Below are 11510 nucleotides of genomic sequence, written 5' to 3'. Positions count from 1 at the left end.
CCGCCCGCACCATCGAAGACCTCTGGGATGCCATCCGCGACGCACTGCCGGCCTTCACGCCAGCTGAGTGCGCCAACTACTTCACCGCGACAGGGTACGAGCCCGAATGAGCGGATTCTGCTCTAGGTCGGCCTCTCTCTCCAAAGCAAAGCCGAGCCGCGAGCAGCCCCTGTCAGGGGACCTGGCCACCGGGCCCTGGTGCCGGACTATGCTCGCGTCACGGCTCTACTCCGGCCTGACGCCGGCCTCGCGGGCCACGCGACCCCAGGTCACAACTTCTTCCTCCACTTGGCGTGCGAAGTCGGCGGCCGGGCCGCCTGCTGCGGTGATGCCCTGGGACCGCAGGCGGTCCGCGACGGCCGGGCTCCTCACCGCGCGCGACATCGATGCGTTGATGGTGGTGACCAGACCCGCCGGCATGCCGCTGGGCCCAAACGCAGCATACCAGTTCACGGCGGTGAGCCCCGGATAAGTCTCGCTCATCAAGGGGACATCCGGGAGCACGGGGGAGCGCTCCATTCCGCCGATCGCGACGGGGACCATGCGCCCTTCGGCGATGTGCGGGAGAGAATTGACCAAATTGTTGATCAGGGCCTGCACCTCCCCGCTCAGCAGCGCCGTGGTCGCCGGAGCCGCCCCACCATAAGCGACATGCGTGATGTCGATTCCTGCCATGGCCTTCAATTGCTCCATGGCGAGGTGGTTGTTCGTGCCGTGTCCCGGGGACGAGTAGTTGAATCTGCCTGGCCGCTCTCGCATGCGCGCAACGAACTCGGGCAGCGTCCGGACGCCGAGCGAGGGATGCACGACGAGCACAAAGGGGCCGTCGGCGAGGCGGATGATCGCTGTGAAGTCGCGCTGGGTGTCGAAGGGCAGGTTGCGCAGCACCGCGGGGTTGATGACGTGCGAATTGGCCGTCACCAACAGGGTGTGACCATCGGGCGCGGCCCGTGCGACGACCGCGCTTCCGGTGCTGCCGCCGGCGCCTGGCCGGTTCTCCACAACCACGGGCTGGCGCCACTCGGCTTCAAGCTGGGCGGCGACCGCCCGTGCGATGGCGTCGGTCGGTCCACCTGCCGTGAAGGGCACGACGATGCGGACAGGGCGGCTCGGAAAAGACGGGGTCTGGGCCCGGATCGACTTCGGCGCGCTCAGGGCGGATGTGGCCAGGGCAAGGGCCAAAAAGTCTCGCTTCGTGTGGGGCATCGCCCCCCTCCCATGTGATTTTGCTGGGAGGGTGCCACGGCTGCCTTATGCCCCGCCACAGACCCGGTGGCAGGGGTCTTTCGTCAGACACCCGTATAGGACTCGCTACATAGCGGCCAGCCGCAAGCCCTGCCGAGCGGTGCTTACTACGCCCGCCGCCCCAGAGGCTGCGTTCCGGGCGAGTGGACCGTCCGGACACGAATCCGCATTTGCGGGCCTCAGTGGAGGTGTTGCCACCGCCACGCGCGCAGCATCAGCCAAGACGCAATGGCCATGTTCAGAAAATTCCACAACAGGCCGTTCACCAGCGCGGCGTGGTAGGAACCCGACAGGTCGAAGATCGCACCCGACATCCAGCCGCCCAGTGCCATTCCGGCCAGCGTTGCCGATAGCACCACTCCCACCCGCGTTCCTGCTTGCTGCGGCGGAAAGTAGGTGCGAACGATCATCGCGTAGCTGGGCACGATGCCGCCCTGAAACAGCCCGAACAGCGCCGATAGGATGTAGAGCGACACCAACCCGTCAAAGGGCAGGAACAACGTCAGCGCCACCGCCTGCAAGGCAGAGCCGAGAAGCAGCGTCGCCAGTCCGCCGATGCGATCCATCAGCAAGCCGAAGCCAAGGCGGCTGACCACGCCGCAGGCCAGCATCACCGACAGCATCTCCGCGCCGCGCGCCGCGCCGTAGCCGAGGTCCACGCAGTAAGCGACGATGTGCACCTGCGGCATTGCCATCGCGACGCAGCACGCGACGCCCGCCACGATCAGCAGAAGCTGCAGCAGATTGGGCGACAGGCCCAGCGGCAGGAAGGGCGCCGCCGCGCCGCCATGCGGCGCCGACGTCCAGCTAGGCTGCGAAGGCAGACGCCGCCGGAGCAGGAGGGAGAGCGGCAGCATGGTGACGAGGCAGATGACGCAGATCCACAAATGCGTCTGGCGCCAGCCCACCGTGGAGATCAGATACTGCAGGAGCGGCGGCCAAGCGGCGCCGGAGAAGTAGTTTCCACTCGCGCAGAGCGCCACCGCGATGCCACGCCGGCGGTTGAACCAGTGAGAAACGTCGGCGACCAGCGGGCCGAACATCACGGAGCTGCCCACCCCCACCATCACGCCGTACAGTGCGGCGAAGCTGGCCATGCTATTGGCCTGCGCAACGGCGGCATAGCCGAAGCTCAGCAGGAGAATGCCCGCGCAAACCGGTCGGAAGGTGCCGAACCGGTCTGTCAACCGTCCTGCCGCGATGCCTCCCACCCCGAAGCCCACCATGACCAGCGTGTAGGCCAGTGAGGCTTGGGCTCGATCCACCTTGAACTCCGCCTGCACCGCCGGAAGAACCACAACGACGGACCACATGCCCACGCAGCCGATCGTGGCAAGCAGCAGCGCGACAAGGAGGCGCAGCCAAGCGTAGGGCGACTCCACGCCATCCCTCCGCGCTCGAATGCCGGTCACAGCATGGCGTCCATGGCACCGTTTTCCTCTGCGCCGCGTAGGCATGAGCATGACAGGCCGCGGTCGCGTGGGCGAGAGAGGCAATCGCGCTGATTCGCCTCTAGCGACCAACTGCGCGACTAGACGGTTAGTCTATCGTGGTCTCTTGTCGCCATGCTGTCCGCTGGTGGCACTGCGAGAACCTTTACGGCGCAGGGTCGCGTCGGCCAAGACTGCGGAACCATTTCTGCGGGTAAGGCCCAGCAAGACGCGGCCAGGAGAGATGAGGCAGGAGTTGTCATGACACGAGTTCATCAACCCGCATTTCTGGCCTTGGGGATGCTCCTCATGGCCGGCGGTTGCCAGCAGGACATGACGCGCCCTGCCCCTGCTGCCCCTGCGGCACAGGCTGTCGCGGCCCCCGCCGCAAGGTTCGACGGGGTGTATCGGGGAACATTCAGGCTGACCCGCAACAGCGGCCAGTGCGGGGCCACAGTCATCCAGCGCACCATGTCCGTGGCGAATGGACAGGCGCGAGTGGTGTACGATACCGATCAGGGCTTCTCAGCATCGGGCGCCGTGAACGACGACGGACGGTTCGAACTCGTGGGCCGTGGCGCCAGTGCGATCATTCGCATTCAAGGCCAGATACAGGGCAACCAGGCCATAGGCACCTTTGAGAGCAGAAATTGTGGATACGATATCCATCTCTCAAGAGGGACCGAGGGCAGACGCATCTAGAGTGCGTCACGCACCGCACAAGCCAGAACGGTCTCTCGGGCGCGGCGTCAAGATGCGACGCCCCGCCCGCGTCGGTCACCTACCGTCGTGCAGCATTCTGCCAGCTCCGCACCGACTCGCTGAGCACCACGCGCTCCCGAGCGATCTTCGCCGCAAACTCCTCGGGCGTGGTCGGGTCGGACTCGAACCCGGCTGCTGAGAGCCGCGCGCGCACGGTATCGTCACGCAGGGCAGTCCCAATGGCCCTGTTCCATGCGCCGATCAGCTCGGCTGGCAGCCCGGCTGGGCCGAACATGCCGATCCAGCTCGTCACGTCGAAACCGGGGAAGCCGCTCTCGGCGAAGGTTGGCAGGTCGGGTACTGCCACCGAACGCCGCGCACCCGTGCTGGCGATGTATCGTGCCTTGCCGGCATTGATGGCTGGCAGGGCGGACGAGACGGTGATGCAGGCCACCTTCAGGTTGCCCGCAGCCACGTCATTCCCGGCCTCGGCACCGCTGCGGTAAGGGACGTGCTCCATCGGAAGCCCAGTCCGCTGCCCCAGGAGCTCCCCCGCCAGATGGCCCGCGCTGCCGATGCCGGATGAGCCGAAGATAACAGTCTCGCCGCGCTGTCTGGCCTCGTTCACAAAGCCCTGGAGGTCACGAGCGGCATATCCGTTGGACGACACGATCCACACCCAGGGCTGGATCGTTACGCCTGAGATGTAGCTGAAGCTCGTCTCGTAGTTGATCGGGATGTTGGGCTGGAGCAGCGGGTTGATGATGTGCCCGGGGCTGTCGAAGAGCACCGTGTAGCCATCGGGTTCCGAACGGGCGACAGTGACCGCGCCGATCGTGCCACCCGCACCGGTCCGGTTCTCGATGACGATGGACTGCCCGAGGGCTTCCGACATCTTCGGTTGCACCAGGCGCGCCACCGTGTCCGCCGCACCGCCTGCACCGAAGTTCACGATGAGCCGTGGGGGACGGCTCGGAAAGCCACTCTGCGCAAGGGCCGGGGCCGCGAGACAGGCCGTCGGGAGGGCAAGCATGGCGGCGCGCCGGGTAATGTGTCTCTTCATGTCGCTTCCTCGATTTTCTCTTTGATTGGGATGATCAGATCGCGCGTGCGGCCTCGAAAGCTGCGATCTTCTCCCCGTGGCTCAAGGTGAAGGCGATCTCGTCCTGCCCAGCCAGCAGCAGCTTCTTCCGGAAGGCATCGATCTCGAAGCGCCGCGCCACGCCATCCGGACCCGTGACGGTCTGCGACGGGAGGTCGACGCGAAAGGGCTTACCCTGCGCCGTCCCCGCCTGCGCGCGCAGATCCGCCACGTCGGCCTCGGGCAGCACGACCGGGAGGAGGCCGGACTTGAAGCAATTATTGTGGAAGATGTCCCCGAAGCTCGGGGCAATGACGCAGCGTATGCCGTAGTCGTACAGCGCATAGACCGCGTATTCGCGCGATGACCCACAGGCGAAATTGTCGTTGGCGACGAGGATCTGCGCATCCCGGTATGGGGGCCGGTTGAGGACGAAATCGGGCTTCGGGGTCCCGTCCTCGTGGAAGCGGAGGTCACGGAACAGGCACTCGCCCAGCCCCTCCTCGCGCAGTCGCCGCAGGAAGCGCCCCGGAACGATCAGGTCCGTGTTGATGTCGCGTGCCTCCATCGGCGCCGCCGTCGCGACCAGCGTCTCGAACTTTCCCATCTCAGCCTCCCTGCCGGGTGAGCGACCGGTGATCCGCGAAGCGCCCCACCACGGCCGTTGCCGCAGCGGTCGCAGGGCTCACGAGGTGCGTGCGTGCATCCGGCCCCTGCCGGCCGACGAAGTTGCGGTTGGAGGTGGAGGCGCTGCGCTTCCCGGGCGGCACGGTGTCGCCGTTCACAGCGAGGCACATCGAGCAGCCGGAATGCCGCCACTCGAAGCCAGCCTCCACGAAGATGCGGTCAAGCCCCTCCCGCTCAGCCTGCTGACGCACGAGCCCCGAGCCAGGAACGACGATGGCCTTCACTCCTGCCGCCACACGCCGTCCACGCGCGACCTGCGCCGCAGCGCGCAGATCCTCGATGCGGCCGTTGGTGCAGGAACCGATGAAAACGTAGTCCACCCCCACCTCGGTCATGCGCTGTCCGGGGCGGAGATCCATGTACTCAAGCGCCGCACCGAGGAGCTTGCGCTGCGCGGGATCGGAGGCGGCCGGGTCAGGGATGGCGGCAGCGACCGGGATCGCCTCCGAAGGCCGGTTTCCCCAAGTGACCATCGGCTCGATGCTGCCTGCGTCGAGCCGGACCTCTCGGTCGAAGGTGGCGCCAGGGTCGGTCCGAAGCGCGCGCCAGCGCGCGACCGCCGTGTCCCACTCCGCGCCGCTTGGCGCATGCGGCTTGCCTCGGAGATACGCGAAGGTCGTCTCGTCCGGCGCCACCATGCCGGCGCGGGCACCTGCCTCGATGGACATGTTGCAGACGGTCAGCCGCCCTTCGATGGACAGCGCCTCAATGGCCGGTCCCGCATACTCGATCACGTGGCCCGTCGCGCCATTCACCCCGATCTGCGCGATGAGCGCCAGCACGAGGTCCTTGCCGGAGACGCCATCACCCAGTTTGCCCTCGACCACCACGCGCATCGTCTTCGGCTTGCGCTGCCAGAGCGCCTGCGTCGCGAGGACATGCGCAACCTCTGAGGCGCCGATGCCGAAGGCCAGGGCTCCGACCGCGCCGTGGGTGGAGGTGTGGCTATCCCCGCAGAGGATCAGCATCCCCGGCAGGCTCAGCCCCTGCTCCGGCCCGATGACATGGACAATGCCGTGCCGGATGTCATTCAGACCAAACTCCGTCACACCCGAGGCGCGTGTGTTACGCGTGAGCGAGGCGACCATGTCCTTGCGGTCTTCCCCCTCGACGTCCTCAAAGGCGCGGCTCGTGGTCGGGACGTAGTGGTCCGGCGTGGCGAAGGTGAGGTCGGGCCGCCGGACGCCAAGCCCGCGCTTGGCCAGCTGGTTGTAGGCGGTGCGCGACCCATCGTGGATGAAGTGCCGGTCCACGTAGAGGAGGCTGGTCCCGTCATCTTCGCGGTGGATCTCGTGCGCAGACCAAATCTTCTCGAACAGCGTCAGAGGCTTTGCCATGGCGTGCCTCCTCAGGCTGCGGCGGCGATGGCTTCCGCCACCGCGTCGCCCATCTCGCGTGTGCCGACGCGTCGTGCGCCGGCCTCCATGATGTCGCCGGTCCGCAGCCCCGCCGCCAGCACCTCTCTGACGCCATCCTCGATACGCCGGGCCTCCTCCTCCATCTCGAAGGAGAAGCGGAGCATCAGCGCGGCCGAGAGGATCGCGGCAAGCGGGTTGGCGACGCCCTTGCCGGCGATATCCGGCGCGGAGCCGTGGATCGGCTCATAGAGGCCCTTGCTGCCAGCCCCGATGGAGGCGGAAGGCAACATGCCGAGCGACCCGGTCAGCATTGCCGCCTCGTCCGACAGGATGTCACCGAACATGTTGCCTGTGACGATCACGTCGAACTGTGTGGGGTGCCGCACCAGGCTCATCGCAGCAGCGTCGATGAAGAGGTGCGTCAGCTCGACGTTGGGATATTCCTTGCTGACCTCCGTCACCACGTCGCGCCACAACGCCATGGTTTCCAGCACGTTGGCCTTGTCCACGGAGCAGAGCTTCCCGCGGCGCCTCTGTGCGGCGCGGAAGCCGGCATGGGCCACCTGCCGGATCTGCGCCTCGGTGTAGCGCATGGTGTTGATGGATTCGCGCTGCCCTACCCCATTAGACACCGGCCCGCGCGGCTCCCCGAAGTAAATGTCGCCGTTCAGTTCGCGGATAATGAGCAGGTCGAGGCCGCGAATGACTTCGGGCTTCAGGGTCGAGGCATTTTCCAACTCGGGAAACAGCGTCACCGGCCGGTAGTTCGCGAAGAGCTTGAGGTCCTGCCGCAGCCGCAGAAGTGGCGACCCGCGGGGGTTGGTGCGCTTCCATGCCTCATACTCCGGGCCACCGATCGCGCCGAAGAGGATGGCATCGCTGGCCTCGATCAGGTCGAGCGTGGCCTGGGGAAGCGCCTCGCCGGTCCGCTCCACGGCGGTCCAGCCGATCTCGCCCTGCTCCATCTCCACCGGCACGTGACCTGTAACGGCCTTCACCGCCTTCACCGCCTCGGGGACGATCTCCTGACCAATCCCATCGCCGGGCAGCACAGCGATCTTCAGTTTGCGATTGCTAAGCGACACCCTTGGTTTCCTCCGATTCTGTCCCCTCAGGCTGGTCCGGCTGAGCCGGGCGGGCAAACAGCAAAGCGCCAAGAGGGTTTCTCCGATGGAGAAAGGCAGCCCAGGGCACCCCTCCCCATGGACAAGGCCTATCTCTCGAGGGAGCGTCCCCCGATGGACCTTCAGAGCCTGCGGTTGTTCGTTGCAATCATGGAGACGGGCTCGATCACCCGGGCCGCGCAACGCGAGAACATCGCTATCTCCGCCGTGTCGAAGCGCCTGGGGCTCCTTGAGGCGAGGATTGGGTCGAAGCTGTTCATGCGCCATCCCAACGGGCTCGAGCCCACTCCCGCCGCCGCGGTGCTGCTGCGCAACGCGCGGACGGTCCTGCGGAACCTGGCGCAGATGCAGTTGGAGATGGCCGAATTTTCCGAGGGCGTGCGCGGCACCGTGTCCATCGCCGCGAGCATCGCCATCGCCTCCAACTATCTGCCGGATGAGCTGCGCAGCTTCTCGCTCAGCCATCCCGGTGTCACGATCTCCGTCCATGACGCGCTGAGTCGGCAGGCCGTCGAAATGGTGAAGGATGGCGCCGCCGACCTGGGCATCTTCGCCGAGCCATATTCCGCCGGCGATCTTCCCACGGTCGCCTACAAGACGGAGCAGCTTGTGGCGGTGCTGCCCGCTGGCCACCCTCTTTCCACCCGTCGCGCGCTCACCCTCGCGGAGATGGTTTCCTACGACTTCGTACTGGGGCGACCGGGCAGCTCCTTGACGACCCTCATCGAACGGGCCGCCGCCGCAGCCGGCAGCCTCCCGCGTTTTCGTGTCCAGGTCTCGGGAAGCGAGGCGATCGCTCGGATGGTGGAGGCGGGGCTCGGTGTTTCGATCCTGCCCGCGGCGATGGCGCGGCCGCGCCGGACAGCAGGCATGGTGTTACGCCCGCTCCGCGAGCCCTGGGCGTCAAGGCGGCTGCGCCTATGCTTCCCTCCTGGCGAGGCGACGACACCCGCGCGGCTGCTGGTGGAGCATCTCTCGGCTGCCCACCGCGCCGAGCCGTCTTGATCCCTCCGCTCAGAAATCGCCAGCGCCCTCGCGCAGCCTGCTCCCACAGGCGGGACTACCGGTCCGCAAGCGAATGCACCGCCGTCATCCGGTCCTCTTCCGCTTTCGCCACGGTCGCCTCCCGCACCCCGTGCACTCCCCAGATCTCACTAGCCGGGGCCGCTTCCGCGTGAATGGGGCAACTCGGCTGGGGCATCGGGTGCTACACAGCTGTTCCGCATCTGCGGGCGACAGCGCTTCACGCAGACAAAGAAAAGCGCCCCGGCCCTTTTGGGACCGGAGCGCTCCTAGTGACCCTTGATGAGGAAGTGTCAGGCGGCCTTGCGGCGCACCAGGCCGAGGCCGAGCAGGCCAGCGCCCAGCAGGGCAAGACCGGCCGGCGCGGGCACGGGCACCTGCACCGGAAGCGCAGCCGCACCACCGGAGAAGGTGAAGTCACCGATCAGGTTGATGCCGTCCGTCTGGCCAGAGAAGGTGAAGGTGCCAGGGGTGGGATCGAAGCCTGCCGCTCGCAGCGTACCGATGCCGCTGATCAGCAGGTAATCCGTCGGGGTGGTCGCGGGCGACAACGGGGGGATCGTGTACTGCACAGGCGTGATCGCATTCAGGTCGAACGACAATCCGCCCACCGTGAAGAAGTTGGCGATCGGGCCTGCGAAGGCGGCGAAGTTGAAGTCCTGGATCGTGCCGATGCTGCCAGCCGTCACCGGCAGGTTGCTGCCGGCGCTGACGGCATCGACCGAGAAGGAGCCACCGGCACCTGTGACGCAGGGACCGACCACATTGGAGCAGAAGTCGATGGCCACGGCATCGGCGAGACGGACATTGGCGCCGCTGCCATCGACACCCTGGAAGATGCCCCCGAAGTCGATCGAGCCCGTCAGGGGCGCCGCGCTCACCGCGACAGGCGCCGCCAGAAGGGCAAAGCCCAGAACCGCTTGCTTCAGAATCTGCATCATTGAGTCCTTATTTATTTGCCACGATCGGCGAAGAGCGCCCGACAGCGCGGGCGCGCCGCAGTTCTGCAAGCTCCATGCCAAACTGCTTTTTTCTGGTGTTTACAATAGCTTACCTAGAAGTGCGCCGTCGATTTCCATGAAGTTGGATAGGTAACCGACACGCAACTGGGTTGCACGGAAATGGCAAAATTTCTCAGCCTTACGATTGACTTAGACCGAAGCGCGAGACGCAATTCTCCGACCACGGTCATGCAGCCAAATGCACTTTCGCATTTCTTCGTGCTTTCTTTACAACTTGACTTGCTCGCGAGGCGAGATCCTCAAAAAATCCGGCAATACCAAAGCTTTACCTTTTGGCATGGCTCTTGCTTAGCCCTGTGCGACGAGCCGAACGCTCGTTGCGAGACTTCACAGGGCAGGTTCCCGGCCCTCGAAGCTTCGGAAGCACCATCAGCAAAGGTCTGAGGAGGACCAAGATGAGGAAGCTAGCGTTGCTGGCGACGACCGCGGCCTTTGTCGGCCTGAGCGCCATGGCCCAGGCGGCGCCGATCACGATCATCGCCTTCGCCCAAGACTCGACCTCGAACACCATCACCGCCGCTGCCGGCGGCGGCAGCACGACCCTGACCGGGTCGGACGTGGCAATCACGGTTTCGGCCTATTCGGACAGTACGCCGACGCCCTTCCAGGCCTACCTGAACCTGAACGCGACCAGCACGGGCGCCGCGTCGCTTGTTGCAGGGACTGATGTCTTCCAGGCTTTCGCCGGCAGCTTTACCATCACCTCGGGTACGGGCGGCACCGGCATCAATTACCTGTCGGGCAGCTTCGCCGACATCGCCCTGGCTGGCTCGCGCCTGGCGGGACCCAACGGAGGCTTCCAGGCCAGCCTGATCGCGACGGATCCACCGGGCTCCGTGACCTTCACCTCGGATAACATCCCGGCCTCCAAGCTCGGCGATCCATCGTCGATCGGCTTCACCTTCACGGCGCTGTCCCAAGAACTCGGCATTTGCGGCTCGACGGTCTGCAGCTTCACGGCGAGCGTCAGCGGCAATGCGAGTGCCTCGGCCGTGCCGGCACCGGCGGGTCTGGCCTTCCTCGGCATCGGCCTGCTCGGCCTCGCCGTGGCCCGCCGCAAGGTCGCGGCCTGAACGCACTTCGCTTCCTCTACTGGTATGAATTAGGTACGGCCCCGGCTCGCAAGAGCCGGGGCCAATTTTTCGCCGCGATCGTGGCTGATGCGCAACGGCAGTGCGACGCCGCCGGACCCCTGCTTGGTGGGGCCCGGCGCAGATCTTCTCAGACGAAGGAGAAGTCCTTTTGGGAGAGCATGGCGGCCTTGAGGCCGTCCAGGGTCACGGCCATGTCGGCGACCGCATCCCCGTTCACGTCCAGCTGCAGGGTCGAGGTCGCGTCCTCAAAGCGGGCCTGGGTGAAGCCCAGCTTGGTGAAGCCGTTCGCGCCCAGCCACATGAAGTTCTTCTGTCCCAGCCCCTCGAAGGCCAAGAGGTCCTGGCCGGGCGTGAAGTCGGTGATGCGGTCGGGCGCCGCCAGCATCGAGTCCAGCGTGGACTTGAACAGGAACCGATCAGGCCCGCTCCCGCCGGTCAGCCGGTCCTGGCCCATGCCGCCATAAAGCACGTCCGCCCCGCCGCCGCCGATCAGGGCGTCGTCCCCGGCCCCGCCTTCCAGCCGCGTGGCGGTGTTGCCCTTGGCGATGATCCAGTCCGAGCCCGAGTTGCCCAGCACGAGTTCCGTGTTGGACACGGTAACGCTGTTGGTGCCGGCGGCGAGCTTGAGCGTGTCCGCGCCGCTGCCCAGCTCCACCACCATGCCGTTCACGGCTTGGGCCAGCGTCACGACATCCACCCCGTTGCCGCCCACGACGCGCTCGATCCCCTGAAGCTGGATCGTGT

General features: G+C 66.2%; 10 protein-coding genes and 1 pseudogene. 3 read left to right on the top strand and 8 right to left on the bottom strand.

Annotated elements, in window-relative coordinates; all coding sequences use genetic code 11:
- Positions 1–110 (top strand): annotated as a pseudogene (locus JTJ31_RS24895) (IS630 family transposase); the annotation flags it as partial.
- Positions 111–225: 115 nt separating this feature from the next.
- Here the strand turns inward: JTJ31_RS24895 and JTJ31_RS24055 are convergent.
- The 6 genes from JTJ31_RS24055 to leuB all read right to left on the bottom strand — a co-directional run bounded on the left by JTJ31_RS24055 (position 226) and on the right by leuB (position 7588).
- Positions 226–1206 carry a Bug family tripartite tricarboxylate transporter substrate binding protein gene (locus JTJ31_RS24055; RefSeq protein WP_207541279.1) on the bottom strand — a complete coding sequence of 327 codons (981 nt, stop codon included), beginning with the start codon at positions 1204–1206 and terminating at the stop codon, positions 226–228.
- 218 nt (positions 1207–1424) lie between these two features.
- Positions 1425–2627: an MFS transporter gene (locus JTJ31_RS24050; protein WP_328805814.1), complete on the bottom strand. Its 1203-nt coding sequence runs from the start codon at positions 2625–2627 to the stop codon at positions 1425–1427.
- Between the two features lie 829 nt (positions 2628–3456).
- Positions 3457–4440: a Bug family tripartite tricarboxylate transporter substrate binding protein gene (locus JTJ31_RS24045; protein WP_207541278.1), complete on the bottom strand. Its 984-nt coding sequence runs from the start codon at positions 4438–4440 to the stop codon at positions 3457–3459.
- A 34-nt stretch (positions 4441–4474) separates the two neighbouring features.
- Positions 4475–5065, bottom strand: coding sequence for a 3-isopropylmalate dehydratase small subunit (gene leuD, locus JTJ31_RS24040; protein WP_207541277.1), 591 nt, complete (start codon positions 5063–5065; stop codon positions 4475–4477).
- A 1-nt stretch (position 5066) separates the two neighbouring features.
- Positions 5067–6482, bottom strand: a complete 1416-nt coding sequence (gene leuC / locus JTJ31_RS24035; protein WP_207541276.1) for a 3-isopropylmalate dehydratase large subunit — start codon at positions 6480–6482, stop codon at positions 5067–5069.
- 11 nt (positions 6483–6493) lie between these two features.
- On the bottom strand, positions 6494–7588 hold the full coding sequence (gene leuB, locus JTJ31_RS24030) for a 3-isopropylmalate dehydrogenase (protein WP_328805813.1): 1095 nt from the start codon (positions 7586–7588) through the stop codon (positions 6494–6496).
- Between the two features lie 153 nt (positions 7589–7741).
- Here leuB and JTJ31_RS24025 point away from each other — a divergent pair, with 153 nt between their 5' ends.
- Positions 7742–8632 carry a LysR family transcriptional regulator gene (locus JTJ31_RS24025; protein ID WP_207541275.1) on the top strand — a complete coding sequence of 297 codons (891 nt, stop codon included), beginning with the start codon at positions 7742–7744 and terminating at the stop codon, positions 8630–8632.
- Positions 8633–8943: 311 nt separating this feature from the next.
- On the opposite strand, the gene JTJ31_RS24020 is transcribed toward JTJ31_RS24025, so the two are convergent.
- Positions 8944–9588 carry a PEP-CTERM sorting domain-containing protein gene (locus JTJ31_RS24020; protein WP_207541274.1) on the bottom strand — a complete coding sequence of 215 codons (645 nt, stop codon included), beginning with the start codon at positions 9586–9588 and terminating at the stop codon, positions 8944–8946.
- Positions 9589–10067: 479 nt separating this feature from the next.
- On the opposite strand from JTJ31_RS24020, the gene JTJ31_RS24015 reads away from it, so the two are divergent.
- A complete protein-coding gene (locus JTJ31_RS24015; protein WP_207541273.1) occupies positions 10068–10745 on the top strand; it encodes a hypothetical protein in 678 nt (225 codons plus the stop codon).
- Between the two features lie 148 nt (positions 10746–10893).
- Here JTJ31_RS24015 and JTJ31_RS24010 read toward each other — a convergent pair.
- Positions 10894–11510: M10 family metallopeptidase C-terminal domain-containing protein (locus JTJ31_RS24010; RefSeq protein ID WP_207541272.1), on the bottom strand; the 617-nt coding region annotated here is incomplete at its 5' end.

The organism is Sabulicella rubraurantiaca (genome assembly GCF_017355885.1).
GTDB classification, from domain to species: Bacteria; Pseudomonadota; Alphaproteobacteria; order Acetobacterales; family Acetobacteraceae; genus Roseococcus; species Roseococcus rubraurantiacus.
Note: the sequence above shows the minus strand (reverse complement) of the source record. Positions and strands in the feature narration are given on the sequence as shown.